This is a genomic window from Parahoeflea olei (genome assembly GCF_001703635.1).
GTDB lineage: Bacteria > Pseudomonadota > Alphaproteobacteria > Rhizobiales > Rhizobiaceae > Hoeflea > Hoeflea olei.
In genome coordinates this window covers 418,722-435,547 of the sequence record NZ_LQZT01000001.1, presented here as the reverse complement: position 1 = coordinate 435,547, position 16,826 = coordinate 418,722, and the positions used below count along the sequence as shown (strand labels likewise).

Sequence of the window (16,826 nt, the reverse complement as noted above, 5' to 3'; positions counted from 1 at the left end):
CTCCGGGGTTACTTCACGGCGCCGAAGGTGAGGCCGCGGACAAGTTGCTTCTGGCTGAACCAGCCCATGATAAGGATCGGCGCGATGGCGAGCGTCGAAGCGGCCGAGAGCTTCGCCCAGAACAGGCCCTGCGGGCTCGAAAACGAGGCGATGAAGGCGGTGAGCGGGGCCGCGTTGGTGGTGGTGAGCTGGATGGTCCAGAAGGATTCGTTCCAGGCGAGGATGATGTTCAACAGCATCGTCGAGGCGATGCCGGGCACCGCCATCGGGGTCAGGATGTAGAGGATCTCGTTCCACAGCGACGCGCCGTCCATACGCGCGGCCTCGAGGATCTCGCCCGGGATCTCACGGAAATAGGTGTAGAGCATCCAGATGACGATCGGCAGGTTGATCAGCATCAGCATCACGGTCAGACCGATGCGCGTGTCCATCAGCCCGGTGCGCAGGAAGATGAGATAGATCGGCACCAGCACCGCGACGGCCGGCATCATCTTGGTCGAGAGCATCCACATCAGGATGTCCTTGGTGCGCTTGGTCGGGGAGAAGGCCATCGCCCAGGCGGCGGGAATGGCGACGATCAGCGCGAGGAGGGTCGAGCCAAGCGCCAGGATCACCGAATTCATGAACGGCTTGAAATAGTCGTTCTGGGTCTGGACCGCGACATAGCTTTCGAAGGTGAAGGAGGGGATCAGGTCGAAGCCGGCGATCGCCTCGGCCTCGGTCTTGAGGCTTGTGATGAGCGTGTAGAGGATCGGGAAGAAGATCACCAGCGCCACGGTCCAGGCGACCGCGGTGTTGATGGCTTTCGTGCGGGTGGTGACTGCGCGCGCCATGGTGGCCTCCTAATCCAGGTTCTTGCCGACGGCGCGCATCAGGAAGATGGCGACGATGTTGGCCAGCACCACGGCGATGATGCCGCCGGCGGCGCCCCCGCCGATGTCGAAATTGAGCCGGGCCGCGCGGTAGATCAGGAACACCAGGTTGGTGGACGAATAACCGGGACCGCCATTGGTGGTGACCAGGATCTCGGCATAGACGCCCAAGAGGAAGATCGTCTGGATCAGGATCACCACGGTGATGGCGCGGGCCATGTGCGGCAGGGTGAGGTAGATGAAGCGGCTGACGACGCCGGCGCCGTCCATTTCGGCGGCCTCCTTCTGCTCGCCGTCGAGCGACTGCAGCGAGGTGAGCAGGATCAGGGTGGCGAAGGGCAGCCATTGCCAGGCGACGATGACGATGATCGAGAACAGCGGATATTGTGCGAACCAGTCGACCGGGGCGACGCCGAGGAAATGGGCGATGTCCGCGAACACGCCGTAACTCGGGCTCATGATCATGTTCTTCCACACCAGTGCCGCGACCGGCGGCATGACGAAGAAGGGTGAGATCACCAGGATGCGCACCATGCCCTGGCCGAACATCGGCTGGTCGATCAGCAGCGCGATGGCGATGCCGCCCACGACCGTGATCAGCAGAACGCCGAGCACCAGGACCAGCGTGTTCCAGATCGATTCGAAAAAGGCGGGATCGGTGTAGAAATAGCGGTAGTTGAACCACCCGGCCCAGCTCGTGTTGGCCGGGTTCAACAGGTTGTAGTTCAGGAAGGAGAAGTAGAGCGTCATCCCCAGCGGCACGACCATCCAGATCAGCAGCAGGATAATCGCCGGCGCCCGCATCAGGGTGGCAAGGCTTTGGGTTTGACGGGTGGCCATGACGTGTCTCCCTGCCGTTTCGGCCTTCGGGCCAGGATGCGTGGGGGAAATGGGCCGCCCGTCATCAGGCGGGCGGCCAGGTGCCCCGGGAGGGGTGCTGCTACTTGATGTAGCCGGCGCGCGTCATCTCGCGCGTTGCCACCGACTGGGCCTGGGCCAGGGCGTCGTCAACCGACATCTGGCCTGCGAGCGCTGCGGAGAACAGCTGGCCGACCGTGGTGCCAAGTCCCTGGAACTCGGGAATGGCCACGAACTGCACGCCGACGTAAGGCACCTCATCGACGGTCGGCTTGTTCGGGTCCGCCGCGTTGATCGAGTCCAGCGTCATCTTGGCGAACGGCACCTTGGCGTATTCCGGATTCTCGTAGAGCGAGGTGCGGGTGCCGGGCGGCACGTTGGCCCAGCCTTCCTTGGAGGCGACCAGTTCCAGATAGGCCTTGGAGGTTGCCCAGGAAACGAAAGTCTGCGCCGCCTCGGCCTTCTTGGTGCCGGCGGGGACCGCCAGCGACCAGGCCCAGAGCCAGTTGCCGCGTTTGCCGAGGCCGGTGTCGGGTGCGAGCGCATAGCCCACCTTGTCGGCGACTGTGGAATCGGCGGGATTGGAGACGAAGGACGCCGCAACCGTGGCGTCGATCCACATGCCGCACTTGCCCTGCTGGAACAGCGCCAGGTTCTCGTTGAAGCCGTTCGAGGAGGCGCCGGTGGGGCCGGCCTCGTTCATCAGGTCGACATAGGATTGCAGCGTGTTCTTCCAGGCGGGCTGGTCGAACTGCGGCTTCCAGTCCATGTCGAACCAGCGGGCGCCGAAGGCGTTCGACAGTGCCGTCAGGAATGCCATGTTCTCGCCCCAGCCGGCCTTGCCGCGCAGGCAGATGCCGTTGATGCCGTTTTCGCGGTCCGTCATCTTGCGCGCCGCATCGGCGATGAAGTCCCAGGTCGGGGCGTCGGGCATGGTCAGCCCCGCCTTTTCCATCAGGTCGGTGCGGTACATCACGAACGAGCTTTCGCCGTAGAAGGGTGCGGCATAGAGCTTGCCCTCGTAGGACAGGCCGCCGGCGATGGCCGGGATGATGTCGTCGACGTCATAGTCGTCGCCGAGGCCGTCGAGCGGCAGCAGCCAACCCTGCTTGGCCCAGATCGGCACTTCATAGGTGCCGATGGTCATCACGTCGTACTGGCCGCCCTGGGTGGCGATGTCCGTCGTCACGCGCTCGCGCAGGATGTTCTCCTCAAGCGTCACCCAGTTCAACTCGATGTCGGGGTGCTTGGCCGTGAAATCGTCGGTCAGGCCCTGCATCCTGATCATGTCGCCGTTGTTGACGGTGGCGATCGTCAGGGTTTCGGCCAGGGCCGCCGTGCCGAGCATCGACAATGCCGACGCGCACAGAAGTGCGTGTGCAAATCTCTTCATGAATTCCTCCCAGTGCCCCTATTGGGCAAATGCCAATTAGACGGGCAAATATTCAGTCAGAGTCGGCACCGAGTCAATGCAGAATCGATGCTGCACCTGCTCATTGGAGAGCCGGCACCAATAATAAGCTATAAATAACAGTGATTTACGTCGTTGCCGATTTGCTCAGTGCGTGAGCAGATGCTCCGCAGTGGCCTCGTCGGTGATCAGGCCGTTGATCAGCCTGCCGCGCATGGCGGCAAGAATGGCATCGACCTTGAGCATCCCCACGGCGATCGCGATCACCGGTTTGGCCGGTGAAACCTCAAGGTTCGCGCTCGCGACCCTGTCATTGGTCAGGCCGTCGATAAGCCGGCCCGAGCGGTCGAACACCCAGGAGGTGATCTCGCCCACGGCGCCGGCCTTGATCAGCGCGCGGGTCTCCTCGCGGCTGACGAAACCGTCGACGAGCAGCGGTGCGGTGTCGCCGATATTGCCGATGCCGACATAGGTGACGTCGGCCTGGCGGGCGAGTTCGAGAATGTTGTGCACGGCCTCCTGCTGCTGCAGCAGCAGCTTTTCCTCCATCGATCGCGCGAACACCGGCAGCGGCATCGGGTAATGACGTGCATTGACCCGGTCGGCCATGCGGATGACGACGTTGTAGGGCGTGGCCGCGCCGTCCGACATCATGTTGCCGAGCAGCGAGACGATGCGGTGCTGCGGGCAGTCCATTTTCGGAAGCTGCTCGACGCTGGCGCGCAGGGCACGTCCGGTGCCGAGCGCAATGATCTTCGGGTGGTCGGACTTGAGCATGCGTTCGATATCGCCGGCCGCCAGCTGTGCGACCCCGGTCAGTGCCGCCGGGGCGTCGGGATCGCTCGGCGCCACCTGGCAGGAGGCGAGGCCGAACCGGTCGGCCAGATCCCGGGACAGTTCCATGCAGCGGGCGATGGGATGATCGAGCCAAACCTTGACGAGCTTTTCGCTGACCGCCAGCGAGACGAGCCGCTGGGCCGACTGGCGCGAGACACCGAGCTTGCGGGCGATCTCGTCCTGGGTGTTGCCGGCGACGTAATAGAGCCAGCCGGCGCGCGCCGCATCATCGAGACGGCTGGTTTCCTGATCGCCCGCACTGCTCATTTTTCCATCCGTTCATCCGACCGGCGCTCGGCCGAGGTCTCCAGATCGGGCATCATTGCAAAGAAATGATCCCATTTGTCAAAGCACTTGACCCGGCCGCCGAGAGTGAGCGCTTCGTCGCTCATGCCGCTGAGGTGGCTTCCGCCGGTGAACCGCAGGACCTGCATGCCGGCATTGAACGCGGCGTCGATGCCGGGCAGGGAGTCCTCGATGACGAGGCAGGCTGCGGGGTCGACCTGCATTTTCCGCGCCGCGTGCAGGAACAGGTCCGGCGCCGGCTTGCCCCTTTCGACCTCGGAGGCGGTGAACACGCGCGCGCCGAAGAAACGGTCGAGCCCGCTCAGTTCCAGCGACCGTGTCGCGCGCTTGGGGGAACTGGAGGTGGCGACGCAGCTTTTGACCGCAAGCCGCGGCAGCAGCGCCTTGATTCCCGGCGTCGGGCTCAGTTCGCGCTCGAACCGGGCGAGCAGCTCGCTGCGGTACTTCTCCTCGAAATCCGTTCCCGGCAGATAGCCGTGGGAGTGGCGGATCTCGGCTGCCACCTTGGCCCAGCTCCGCCCGAGGAAATGGGTTTGCACATGGGCGGTGTCGACATGCACGCCGACGCTTACGAGCGCATCGATCAGCACCCGCGCGCTGATGACCTCGCTGTCGATCAGCACGCCATCGCAATCGAAGATGATCAGCTCTGGGGTTGGGGGTGTCAGCGTCTTGTCCCTTTCCGGTTCATCGCGAGCGATAGCATGCCCCGCCCCGCGCCGCCACGGCCGTCCCTCAAGGGAAGCGAAAGCCCTGCCACGACGTGTCGGCATCGCCGCTACGGGACATTTAACCTTTTTCTTTAGGAAGCGAGGTAGTAGCAATGGTTACGTGTCGAACCGGGTCAGGATGTCACCTTGAGAGCTTCACTCATCCTCTTGTCAATGCTTCTGTCGGCCATGACGGCGAGCGCCGCGCATGCGGAGCAGCCGCTGATCGTCGACATCGTGGTCGCGGCGAAAAGCACCGGGGAGCAATCCTATGCCCTGACCGGTGAGATCCGGCCGAAGGAAACCGTGCTTGCCGCCTTTCCCGTCGGCGGGCGCGTGACCGAGGTGCTGGTGGAGGCCGGGCAGAAGGTCGAGGCCGATGCGCCGCTGGCCCGGCTCGATTCGATCCAGCAGGAACTGGCGCTCAGGACCGCCGAGGCCGGACTGACCACCGCGCGCGCCGACCATGTCCAGGCGGTGGAAGATCTCGAGCGCGCCGAGGCGTTGCTGAAGAGCGGGGCGACCACACGCGCCGTGCGCGATGCCGCGGAGGATGCGCTGCGCAGCGCCGAAGGGGCGCTCGAACAGGCGGAGGCCGATCGCGACCGCGCCAGGAAAGCGCTTGCCGATACCGTGTTGCGCGCGCCTTCCGCCTCGACCGTGACGGGACGGCTGGTTGAGCCCGGGCAGATCATCGGGGCAGCCCAAACCGCAGTCGAACTCGCGCTCGACAAGGGATATGAGGCCGTTTTCGAGGTGCCGGAAGCCATGCTGATCGAGGCTCCGGGGGATCTGCCGATCTCGCTTTCCCGTCTGGACAGGCCGCAAAGCACCTTCGAGGGGAAGGTGACGGAACTCTCGCCCCTGATCAACGCGGAAACCGGCACAGTCGAGGTGACCGTGCATGTTCTCAATCCGCCCGAGGGGCTGAATTTCGGCGAACCCGTTCGCGGCTCGGTGTCGCTGCCCGCGGCCGACAGGATCAGCCTTCCCTACAGCGCCATCAGTGCCTCGGCAAAGGGCCCTGCCGTCTGGCGCGTCGATCCGGAGACCATGAAGGTCACGCTTCAGGAGGTCGAGATCGAGCGCTACACCACCGAGCAGATCCTGCTTGATGGCGGCATCGCCGAGGGCGACCTGGTGGTCACCACCGGCGTGCAGTTGCTCTATCCCGGACGGGTCGTGCAGCGCGTGGAGGCAGGACAATGAGGGCTCTCGCCGTTTTCGTGGGCCTTGCCCTGACCATGACCGCCGCCGCAGGACAGGATGGGGACGCCGCGCCCGCGCTGCGCCCGGTCGTATCCGTGCTGGTCGGCCCCCACAGCGACATGGCGCTGAGCTATACCGGCACCGTCGTCGCCCGCACCGAAACCGCGCTCGGCTTTCCGATGATCGGAACCATCGCCGCCCGACCGGTGAAGGTCGGCGAGGTGGTGGCGAAGGGCGATGTCCTGGCACGTCTCGACACCCAGGACCTCAATGCGGACCTGCGCGCCGCCGATGCCGGCGTAACGGTGGCCGAGGCGCAGTTGCGCTCGGCGACCGACGCCCGCGATCGTGCCAAGACCCTTGCCGATCGCGGCGTCGGCAGCGCCACCAGGCTCGAGGATGCGGAACGCGCGCTGGTTTCGGCGCAGGCGCAGCTCGACCAGGCCCAGGCCTCGCGGGCGCGGGCCGCCGACAATCTGGATCTGGCGACGCTCACCGCGCCCTATGACGGGGTGGTGACCGACGTCTATGCCGAGCCGGGCGCCACGCTGTCGGCCGGCCAGGCGGTTCTCAAGCTGTCGGGTGTCGGAGAACGCGAGATCGTCATCGATGTGTCCGAGGCGGAAGCCGGCCTGCGCGAGACCGGCGACCGTTTCACCGCGAGCCTGCTTGCCCGCCCCGATATCGAAACGGCGGCCGTGCTGATCCGCATCGACCCTGTGGCGGAGCAGGCCACCCGCACCTTCCGCCTGCATTTGCGCATGGATCAGCCGCCGGACGGATTCCGGCTCGGCGCGCTCGCCCATGTCCGCCCGGCTGTCGACGGCGCGTCCGGCATGGTGTTGCCGAGATCGGCCCTGCTCGAGCCGCCCGCGGTCTGGACAGTCGACCGCAGCACGAACACGGTGTCGCTGACGCCGGTCAGGGTCGGCGGAGCCGCGCAGGAGCTGGTGGTGATCGAAAGCGGCCTGTCCGATGGCGACGAGGTGGTAATCAAGGGCGTTCATTCGCTCACGGAAGGGCAGGCCGTGGGCCCGCGGGTGACGCCATGAAGACTTTCAATCTCTCCGACTGGGCACTCAAGCACCGGTCGCTGGTCTGGTTCCTGATGATCGTCTCGCTGACGGCGGGGGCCCTGTCCTATTTCTCGGTCGGCCGCGAGGAAGACCCGAATTTCGCGATCAAGACCATGATCATCTCGGCCGCGTTGCCGGGCGCGGATACGCGCGAAACGCTGGAGCAGGTCACCGACCGGATCGAGAAGAAACTCGAGGATCTCGACGAGCTGGACTACACCAAATCCGTCACGCGTCCGGGGGAGAGCATCGTCTATGTCAATCTGCTGCCCTCGACCAAGGCGCGCAACCTGCCGTTGATCTGGCAGCGGGTGCGCAACATGATGAATGACATCCGCGGCGATTTTCCCTCGGAATTCTCGGGCTTCCAGTTCAACGACAGTTTCGGCGACGTCTTCGGCAATCTCTATGCGTTCACTTCCGACGGGTTTTCCCCGCGCGAGGTGCGCGACTATGCCGAGACGGTGCGCCGCTCGGTCCAGGCGCTGCCGGATGCGGGCAAGGTCGAGCTGTTCGGAACCCGTGACGAAGTGCTCTATCTCGAATTCTCGACCGAGCGGCTTGCCGCCCTTGGCCTCAACCAGCAGGCAGTGCAGGCGACGCTGTCGGCGCAGAACGCGATCGTGCCTTCCGGGGGCATCGATACCGGCCCGGAGCGGGTGATGGTGCGGATCGGCGGCCAGTTTTCGGGCTCCGAGAGCCTCGAAAACATCAATCTGAGGGTGGGCGACCGGTTCTTCCGCCTCACCGACGTGGCCAAAGTCCGCAAGGGCTATGAAGATCCCCCCGCCGCGCTGTTCCGCTACAACGGCCAGGAGGCCGTCGGTCTTGCGGTCGGCATGCGCCAGGGATCCAACATCGTTGATTTCGGCACCGAGCTGGAGACGGTGATGGCCGAGGCCCAGGCCAAGCTGCCGATCGGCCTCGAGATCCACCAGGTCGCCGACCAGCCCGCAGTGGTGGACGACGCCGTCGGGCATTTCCTGCGCGCGCTGCTCGAAGCGGTGCTGATCGTGCTCGCGGTCAGCTTCATCTCGCTCGGGCTTAGGGCCGGGCTGGTGGTGGCGCTTACCATTCCGCTGGTTCTCGCCATCACCTTCGTGATCCTGGATTACTCCGGCTTCACGCTGCAGCGGATTTCGCTCGGCGCGCTCATCATCGCACTTGGGCTGCTCGTCGACGACGCGATGATCGCGATCGAGACCATGATCTCGCGGCTCGAAAAGGGGGATTCCCTCACCAAATCCGCCTCCTATGCCTGGACCTCGATCGCGTTCCCGATGCTCACCGGTACCCTTGTGACGGTGGCGGGCTTCATTCCGATCGGCCTGAACAGTTCGGCGGCCGGCGAATTCACCTTCTCGCTGTTCGTCGTCATCGCGGTGTCGCTGCTCATTTCCTGGATCGTCGCGGTGCTGTTCGCCCCGCTTCTGGGCGTCACCCTTCTGCCCAAGACCATGCAGCACCACGCAGACAAGCCCGGGCGCGTGCGGCGGATCTTCCGCTCGCTGCTCGATGCCGCGATGGGGCACCGCTGGATCACCATCGGGCTCACGCTTTCGCTGTTTGCGGTGTCCGTGTTCGGGATGCGTTTTGTCGAGCAGCAGTTCTTCCCGAGTTCCGACCGGCCGGAACTGATCCTCGATTTCACGCTCGCGCAGACCTCGACGATTTCCGATACCGCGGCCGAGATGGCGCGGATGGAAAAGCGCCTGGATGGCGACGACCGGGTGCTGCACTTTGCCTCCTATATCGGGCGTGGCGCGCCGCGGTTCCTGCTTGCCTATGACGTGGAAACGCCGGCGCCCAATATCGGCCAGATCGTCATCCAGACCCCTTCGGTGGAAGCGCGGGACGCGCTCAGGGCTGACCTCACCGAAGCCGCCGCCACCGAGTTTCCGGGTGTCGACGTGTTCATCAAGCTGCTCGAAATCGGCCCGCCCGTGGGACGGCCGGTTCAGTACCGGATTTCCGGTCCCGACATCGAGCAGTTGCGCGATCACGCGCGGGCGCTGACCGCCCTCGTCGCCTCCGACACGCGGCTCGAAGGCATCATCATGGACTGGAACGAGCCTGCGCGCGTGGTCCGGGTCAACCTGCTCCAGGACAAGGCGCGCCAGCTCGGCGTCACCCAGCGCGACATCGCCGCGGCGCTGAACGCCATCTATGACGGCGCCACCATCACCCAGCTGCGCGATGGCTCCTATCTCGTCGACATCGTCGGGCGCGGCGATGCCGCCTCGCGGCAATCCGTGCAGGCGCTCGAAACGCTGCAGCTGTCGGGGTCCGGGTCGGTGACGATTCCGCTCAGGTCGGTGGCGACCTTCAGCTACGAGACCGAACCGCCGGTGATCAACCAGCGCGGCCGCATGCCGACCATCACCGTCAAGGCCGCGATTGCGACGCACGACCAGCCCGCCACAGTGGTTGCCGCGCTTCGCGATCAGGTCAACGCCTTCGCGGCAGGGCTTCCCGACGGCTACCGCATCGAGGTCGGCGGATCGGTGGCCGAAAGCGCCGACAGCCAGGCGCCGATCGTGGCGGTGGTACCGCTGATGCTGCTGATCATGCTGACGCTGATCATGATGCAGGTGCAGAGCTTCCGGCTGGCCTTCGTCGTGGTCTGCGTGGCGCCGCTCGGGCTGATCGGGGTGGTGGCCGCGCTGCTTCCCTCGGGCGCCCCGCTCGGCTTCGTGGCGATCCTCGGCGTTCTGGCGCTGGTCGGCATCCTGATCCGCAACTCGATCATCCTGATCGACGAGATCGAAGTGCTGCGCGCCGGCGGGCTTTCGGCCTGGGACGCGGTGTTCCACGCCTCCGATGCCCGCTCGCGGCCGATCCTGCTGACGGCCGCGGCGGCGAGCCTCGCGCTGATCCCGATCTCGCGGCAGATCTTCTGGGGCCCGATGGCCTATGCGATGATGGGCGGCATCATCGCCGGCACGCTGATCACGCTGTTCTTCGCGCCGGCCCTGTATCTGGCGGTGTTCCGGGTCGAAAAGCCCGTGGACGAGGCGCCGGACGCGGAGGGCGACGCCGTCAAGGCTTGAGGCGCGGCGGAGGCGCCTTCAGGCTGGCTGCGCCGGTTTCGCCTCGCCCGGCAGGTGGGCGTGAAGGCCTTCGGTGAATTCCGCGATCAGCGCGCGGACCACCTCTTTCCGGGCTTCGCTGGCGCTGGCGCCGGCGGCGATCGCGCGGGCATGGATCGAGCGTTGCCGATCGGCGCTGGTGCCCGATTCCACGATCCGGCGGGTCGCGAACAATTCGCGCGAGCAGCCAAGCGCGTCCGCGTCCTGCTTGACGAGATCGATGAGCTCCTCGAGCAGGATGGAGAAATCGACGACCTCGCCGCGGGCAAAGTCTATGAGCCCGTTGGAGCAGCCGTAGCGCTGGGCGCGCCAGCGGTTCTCCCCCACCATGAACCGGTCGTAGATGCGCCAACGTTGGTTGATGCTGCTGAGCCGCCAGAGCATGTGCATGATCGATTGCGTGAGCGCCACCAGCGCAAGCGCGTCGTCGAGCCGCGGCGACACATCGCAGATCCGCGATTCCAGCGTCGGGAACCGGGCCGAGGGGCGCAGGTCCCACCAGATCTTGGAACTGTCCTCGATCAGGCCGGTGTCGATGATCACCTGGACCGAGCGCTGGTACTCCTACCAGGAACTGAAGCGCGGCGGCAGCCCGGTGCGGGGCAGGTTGTCGAACACGGTCAGCCGGTAGGAGTTCAAACCCGTGTCGTCGCCTTTCCAGTAGGGCGAGGAGGTCGACAGCGCGAGCAGATGCGGCAGGAAATAGGGAAACTGCGCCATCAGGTCGATGCGGGTTTCGTCGTCGTCGAGACCCACATGCACATGCATGCCGCAGATCAGCATGCGGCGCGCGACGCTGCCCAGGTCGCGTTCGAGCTCCCGGTAGCGCTGCTTGTCGGTGAAATGCTGGGTGTGCCAGTCGGCAAAGGGGTGGCAGGAAACCGCCAGCGGCGCCAGCCCGTGCTCGCCGGCGATGCGCGCGATCACGGTGCGCAGCCGGGCGAGATCGGCCCCGGCTTCCGCCACCGTCCTGCACACGCGCGTGCCGACCTCGATCTGGCATTGCAGGAATTCCGGACTGACCTGGTCCTCGAGCTCCTTCACGCAATCGGCCATCAGTCGCTCGGGCGCCGCGGCGAGTTCAAGCGTGTCACGGTCGACGAGCAGGTACTCCTCCTCGACGCCAAGGGTGAAGCTGGGCTGCCGGTGGCTCATGGGGCGATTTGACCCCGAAAATTCAGGTAGCGCAAGATGCAGATTCCCGACCGCAGGTTGCGGCCTTGTCGGACTTGGCGGAACTTTCGGATCCGTAGGACTGCGCCCGGGCTCAGGCCACGACGTGCTGCCCCAGCATCTGGGCCACGGCCGTGGCGATCACGACTTCCTCGTCGGCCTTGACCACATAGGCGTGCCGGGGGCTGTCGCCGGTCGTCAGACGCTCGGCGCCGGCATCATTGGCTGCGGCATCGAGGGTGAAGCCGAGCCAGGCCAGGCGCGAGAGCGCCATGGCGCGTATCGGGCTTGCGTTTTCGCCAATGCCGCCGGAGAAGACCAGCGCATCGATCCCTCCCAGGCTGGCGGCCGCCCCGCCGATTTCCGTGACCAGCCGGTCCACGAACATTTCGACGGCAAAGGCGGCATCGCTTTCGGCGCTGGCAAGCAGGGTGCGCATGTCACCGGAAATGCCGGAAACGCCTGAAAGCCCGCATTTGTGATAGAGCAGCGAACTGAGCTTTGCGGTGTCGCCTGCGAAATCTTCGAGCAGCCAGAGCATGGCGCCGGGATCGAGCCTGCCAGGGCGCTGGCCCATCATCAGCCCGTCGAGCGGGGTGAAGCCCATCGAGGTCCAGCGGCTGACGCCGTCGATCATGCCGCTGATCGAGGAGCCGTTGCCCAGGTGGCAGGCGACGACGCGCCCCTCGGCGAGGCCGAGGCGGGGCAGGGTGTCGGCGACGTGCTCGTAGGACAGGCCGTGAAATCCGTAGCGGATCAGGCCCTGTTTGGCATAACTGCGCGGCAGCGGCATCTCGCGGCGCACCGCCGGCACGTTTGCATGGAAGGCCGTGTCGAAGCAGGCGACCTGAAGCACACCGGGCAGTGCCGCCTTGGCCGCGTCGATCCCGGCCAGATTGTGCGGCTGGTGACCCGGCGCCAGCGGCGACAGCGCGGCGATCTCCGCCCGGTTGCGGTCATCGATGGCGACAGGCGCGTGGAAGCGATCGCCGCCATGCACCACGCGATGGCCGACACCGGCGATCGTGCCGGCCTGCGGCAGGATGATCTCCTCGATCAGTTTCGGGAGCAGGTCCTTGTGGGTGTGTTCGGGAGCGCCGAAAGGCACGGGCCGTTCGCCGGGCCGCACCAGCCTGGGCGCCTGACCGTTGCCGATGGCCTCGACCAGCCCCGAAAGCGTCCGCCGCATGTCAGGCGCAAAAACCGCGTATTTGATCGAGGATGAACCGCAGTTGAGGGCCAGCAGGCCAGGGCAGGCGCTATCGCTCATCTGTGTCGCGTCCTTTTTGCTCACAGTGGCCGGCTTTGCGCCGGCATCCAAGGTCATGGGGACGATCACCGCCCCTCCCGCCCTGTTGTCTACTGTCTGATGCGTCCGATTGGAAGCGACCAGCCCACCAAATCCGCCGCGATCACCTGGGCAAGTTCGGGCAGCCGGGACACGATTGCCCGAGGCGCGGAACGCGGGCCGGAACCGGGCCCGGCACGAGGGCTGGCACAGGGGCCGGCACTGGCAGGCGGACGGCCCGGCGACTTGTGCACAGCTCCGGTGCGCCGTGTCCGCGACTCCTGTTGCCAAAGCGGGTTGGCGCGTTTTAACGTTTGATAAAAAACAAGGCGGGTTCAGATACCTCACCGTTCAACAGGAGCGTCAGCCATGACCACATTCCCCAGATCCAGCCGTTTCCCTTCGCTTACCCGCCGCCAGATGCTGGCCGGGACGGCTGCGGGGGCTGCGGCCCTCGCATTGCCCGGAGGCCTCGCCAAGGCCCGCGCCGAAGGCCCGGTCAAGGTGGCCGCCATCTACACCGTGCCGGTCGAACAGCAATGGGTGAGCCGCATTCACAAGGCCGCCAATGCCGCGGTCGAGCGCGGCGACATCGAGTATGTGTTTTCCGAAAACACCTCCAACAACGATTACGAGCGCGTCATGCGCGAATATGCCGAGGCCGGCCATGATCTCATCATTGGCGAAGTCTTCGGCGTCGAGGAAGCCGCGCGGCAAGTCGCCGCAGACTATCCGGAGACCGCGTTTCTGATGGGCTCGAGCTTCATGCCGCGGGACGATGTGCCGAACTTCTCGGTGTTCGACAACTACATCCAGGATGCCTCCTACCTGTCCGGCATCATCGCCGGCGCCATGTCCAAGTCGAAGAACATGGGCATGGTCGGCGGCTTTCCGATCCCGGAAGTCAACCGCCTGATGCATGCCTTCATGGCCGGCGTGAAGGAAACAGCGCCGGACGCCAAATTCCAGGTGGCCTTCATCGGTTCCTGGTTCGATCCGCCAAAGGCCAAGGAAACCGCTTTCGCCCAGATCGACGGTGGTGCCGACATCCTCTATGCGGAGCGTTTCGGCGTGTCCGATGCGGCCAAGGAAAAGGGCGTGCTGGCGATCGGCAACGTGATCGACACGCAGTCCGATTATCCCGACACCGTGGTGGCCTCCGCCCTGTGGCATTTCGAGCCGACGCTCGACCACGCCATCGAGATGGTCAAGGCCGGCACGTTCAAGGCCGAGAACTACGGCGTCTATTCCTTCATGAAGGAAGGCGGCTCTTCGCTCGCTCCGCTCGGAACCTTCGAGGGCAAGGTGCCGGAAGAGGCGCTCAAGCTGGTCGCCGAGCGGGAAGCCGCGATCAAGGACGGCTCCTTCGTGGTCGAGATCAACGACGAAGAGCCCAAGTCCAACTGATGGACACCAGTCAGAGCCCGGAGGCGGAGACGGTTCTCCGCCTCTCGGGCATCACCAAGAGATTTGGCGCGCTCGTCGCCAATGACGCGATCTCGCTCACGCTCCGGCGCGGCGAGGTGGTGGCGCTGCTTGGCGAAAACGGCGCCGGCAAGACCACGTTGATGAACATCCTGTTCGGGCACTACACGGCCGACGAGGGCGAAATCGAGGCCTTCGGCAAGCCGCTGCCGCCGGGCGACCCGCATGCGGCGCTCGGCGCCGGCATCGGCATGGTGCACCAGCATTTCACGCTCGCCGACCAGATGACCGTGCTCGAAAACATCGTGCTCGGCACCCGGCCGATCTGGTCGCTCTCGCTCGGCAAGGCGCAGGCGCGGGCGAAGATCCGCAAGCTCGCGGCCGATTACGGGCTTGAGGTCGAGCCCGACCGGATGATCACGGATCTGTCGGTGGGCGAGCGCCAGCGGGTGGAAATCCTGAAGGCGCTCTACCGCGAAGCCCGCATCCTCATTCTCGACGAACCCACGGCGGTGCTGACGCCGATGGAAACCGACGCGCTGTTTGCCACGCTCAAGAAGCTGGTGGCGGCGGGCCTGTCGGTGATCTTCATTTCCCACAAGCTCGGCGAGGTGCAGGCGGTCTCCGACCGGGTGGTGGTGCTGCGCGGCGGCAGGCTTGCCGGCGAACGCAAGACCTCCGAGGCGACACGCCGGGAACTCGCGGAACTGATGGTCGGCGGACAATTGCCGGTCAACGAGATCGGCCCGCCCCATCCTGGCGCCGTTCTGTTCGAACTCAAGGGTGTTTCCACGCCGGCCCTCGGTGGCGCTGCGCTCAAACAGGTCTCGCTCAGCCTTCGCGGCGGCGAGATCACCGGTCTTGCCGGAATCTCGGGCAATGGCCAGGCGGCGCTCGCGGCGCTGATTTCCGGCACGCTCGACGCGCGCGAGGGCGAGATCGTCGTGCACGGCACACATGTGGGCGAGTGGTCGCCGCGCGCGGCGCTCGACAACGGGCTCGGCCGCATTCCCGAAGACCGCCACGCCACCGGCATGATCGGCGACATGAGCGTGGCCGAGAACGTGATTTCCGAAGCCTATCGCAGCCCGCGCTTCTCCCGCTTCGGCTTTCTCAACTGGAAAGCCGCCTCCGGCTTCGCCGACGAGATCATCAGGGCCTATGACGTCAAATGCCCGTCCGCGGATGCGCGGGTGCGGCTCCTTTCCGGCGGCAACATGCAGAAGCTGATCCTCGGCCGCGCGTTCGACGGCAATCCGGATATCATCCTCGCAAGCCAGCCTACGCGCGGGCTCGACGTCGGCGCGGTCGCCTATGTGCATGCCCGGCTGATCGAGGCGCGCGACCGGGGGGCGGCCGTGCTGGTGATTTCCGAGGATCTCGACGAGATCCAGACGCTGTCCGACCGGATCGTGGTGATGCATCGGGGGCAGCTCTCGAAACCTTCCGCCCGGGGCGAACTCAGCGTCATGGAACTCGGAGAACTGATGGCCGGCCACGGCCCTGACGAGGGAGCGCCCCATGCGGCTTGAACCGAGGGCATCGGCTTCGCCCGCCGCGACCCTGCTGTGGCCTGCGGGCGCGATCGTGGCGACGCTGCTCATCTCCTCGTTGCTGGTGATGCTCGCCGGCGCCTCGCCGCTCACGGTGTTCTGGCTGGTGTTCAAGGGGGCGGCGGGCTCGCAGTTTGCGCTTCTCGAAACGCTGACCCGTGCCACGCCGCTGATCTTCACCGGGCTCGCGGTGGCCGTCGCCTTCCGCGCGCGGCTCTGGAACATCGGCGCCGAGGCGCAACTCTATCTCGGCGCGGTGATGACGGTGGTGCTCGGCACCGGCGCGGTCGCGATGCCGTCTGCCGGCCTGATCCCGCTGATCATGATCGCCGCGATGCTCACCGGCGCGCTGGCGCTGCTCGGCCCGGCGGTGCTCAAGACCCGGTTCGGCGTCGACGAAGTGGTGACGACGCTGCTTCTCAATTTCATCGTGCTCCTGTTCGTCTCGATGCTGCTTGAAGGCCCGCTCAAGGACCCGATGGGGCTCGGCTGGCCGCAGTCGCAGCGGGTGATTGCGGATGCGCAGCTGCCGCGTCTGATCAAGGGCAAGCGGCTGCATTTCGGCTTCGTCCTCGCGCTGGCCTCCGCGATCGTGGTCTGGGTGATCATGAAGAAGACCGTGCTCGGCTACGAGATGCGCGCCGTCGGCCACAACGCGGAAGCCGCCCGCTTCGCCGGCATCCCGGTCAACCGGGTGATCGTCAAGACGGCGCTTCTGTCGGGCGGGCTCGCGGCGCTCGCTGGCTTCTCGGAGGTCGCAGGGCTCAAGGGCAATCTCACGCTCGATCTGTCGCCGGGCTACGGCTACACCGGCATCGTCGTCGCGATGCTGGCGATGCTCAATCCGCTCGGGGTGGTGGCCGCTGCGATCTTCGTGGCCGGCATCTTCGTCGGCGCCGATGCCATGAGCCGCAGCGCCAATGTGCCGAGCTACATCGCCCAGGTGATGGTGGCGACCTCGCTCCTGACCATGGTCGCGGCGATCATGCTGATGCGCTACCGCGTGCGCTGGAGGTGAC

Annotated in this window: 12 protein-coding genes and 1 pseudogene; 6 read left to right on the top strand and 7 right to left on the bottom strand. The window is 65.8% G+C overall.

What is annotated here, in order from left to right; all coding sequences use genetic code 11:
- Positions 1-8: 8 nt before the first annotated feature.
- The 5 genes from AWJ14_RS02015 to AWJ14_RS01995 form a co-directional block, all read right to left on the bottom strand.
- On the bottom strand, positions 9-833 hold the full coding sequence (locus AWJ14_RS02015; protein WP_066174217.1) for a carbohydrate ABC transporter permease: 825 nt from the start codon (positions 831-833) through the stop codon (positions 9-11).
- 9 nt (positions 834-842) lie between these two features.
- Positions 843-1,712 carry a carbohydrate ABC transporter permease gene (locus tag AWJ14_RS02010; RefSeq protein ID WP_066174215.1) on the bottom strand — a complete coding sequence of 290 codons (870 nt, stop codon included), beginning with the start codon at positions 1,710-1,712 and terminating at the stop codon, positions 843-845.
- Between the two features lie 100 nt (positions 1,713-1,812).
- Positions 1,813-3,123, bottom strand: coding sequence for an ABC transporter substrate-binding protein (locus tag AWJ14_RS02005; protein WP_066174212.1), 1,311 nt, complete (start codon positions 3,121-3,123; stop codon positions 1,813-1,815).
- Positions 3,124-3,288: 165 nt separating this feature from the next.
- The gene (locus AWJ14_RS02000; protein WP_066174207.1) at positions 3,289-4,245 is read right to left on the bottom strand and encodes a sugar-binding transcriptional regulator; all 957 of its coding nucleotides are present in this window, start codon (positions 4,243-4,245) and stop codon (positions 3,289-3,291) included.
- Positions 4,242-4,925 carry an HAD family hydrolase gene (locus AWJ14_RS01995; protein ID WP_425349605.1) on the bottom strand — a complete coding sequence of 228 codons (684 nt, stop codon included), beginning with the start codon at positions 4,923-4,925 and terminating at the stop codon, positions 4,242-4,244. The genes AWJ14_RS02000 and AWJ14_RS01995 overlap by 4 nt, the downstream gene beginning before the upstream one ends.
- Before the next feature lie 216 nt (positions 4,926-5,141).
- Here AWJ14_RS01995 and AWJ14_RS01990 point away from each other — a divergent pair, with 216 nt between their 5' ends.
- Genes AWJ14_RS01990 through AWJ14_RS01980 form a run of 3 tightly spaced genes read left to right on the top strand, consistent with a single transcriptional unit; the run spans position 5,142 to position 10,329 of the window.
- Positions 5,142-6,203: an efflux RND transporter periplasmic adaptor subunit gene (locus AWJ14_RS01990; protein ID WP_139112496.1), complete on the top strand. Its 1,062-nt coding sequence runs from the start codon at positions 5,142-5,144 to the stop codon at positions 6,201-6,203.
- Positions 6,200-7,255, top strand: coding sequence for an efflux RND transporter periplasmic adaptor subunit (locus AWJ14_RS01985; protein WP_066174199.1), 1,056 nt, complete (start codon positions 6,200-6,202; stop codon positions 7,253-7,255). The genes AWJ14_RS01990 and AWJ14_RS01985 overlap by 4 nt, the downstream gene beginning before the upstream one ends.
- Positions 7,252-10,329, top strand: coding sequence for an efflux RND transporter permease subunit (locus AWJ14_RS01980; RefSeq protein WP_066174197.1), 3,078 nt, complete (start codon positions 7,252-7,254; stop codon positions 10,327-10,329). Before AWJ14_RS01985 ends, AWJ14_RS01980 begins: the two co-directional genes overlap by 4 nt.
- 18 nt (positions 10,330-10,347) lie before the next feature.
- Here AWJ14_RS01980 and AWJ14_RS01975 read toward each other — a convergent pair.
- Both AWJ14_RS01975 and AWJ14_RS01970 read right to left on the bottom strand, forming a co-directional pair.
- A pseudogene (locus AWJ14_RS01975) lies at positions 10,348-11,523 on the bottom strand (carboxylate-amine ligase).
- Between the two features lie 112 nt (positions 11,524-11,635).
- Entirely contained in the window at positions 11,636-12,811 is a 1,176-nt protein-coding gene (locus AWJ14_RS01970) for an acetate/propionate family kinase (protein ID WP_066174810.1), read from the bottom strand.
- A 387-nt stretch (positions 12,812-13,198) separates the two neighbouring features.
- On the opposite strand from AWJ14_RS01970, the gene AWJ14_RS01965 reads away from it, so the two are divergent.
- The 3 genes from AWJ14_RS01965 to AWJ14_RS01955 are packed head-to-tail and all read left to right on the top strand — an operon-like array spanning position 13,199 to position 16,825.
- Positions 13,199-14,236: a BMP family protein gene (locus tag AWJ14_RS01965; protein WP_066174195.1), complete on the top strand. Its 1,038-nt coding sequence runs from the start codon at positions 13,199-13,201 to the stop codon at positions 14,234-14,236.
- Positions 14,236-15,786 carry an ABC transporter ATP-binding protein gene (locus tag AWJ14_RS01960; RefSeq protein ID WP_066174192.1) on the top strand — a complete coding sequence of 517 codons (1,551 nt, stop codon included), beginning with the start codon at positions 14,236-14,238 and terminating at the stop codon, positions 15,784-15,786. Before AWJ14_RS01965 ends, AWJ14_RS01960 begins: the two co-directional genes overlap by 1 nt.
- Positions 15,776-16,825 (top strand): ABC transporter permease, encoded by a 1,050-nt coding sequence (locus AWJ14_RS01955; protein ID WP_066174188.1) that lies wholly within the window; start codon positions 15,776-15,778, stop codon positions 16,823-16,825. The genes AWJ14_RS01960 and AWJ14_RS01955 overlap by 11 nt, the downstream gene beginning before the upstream one ends.
- The last annotated feature ends 1 nt before the right edge of the window (position 16,826 follow it).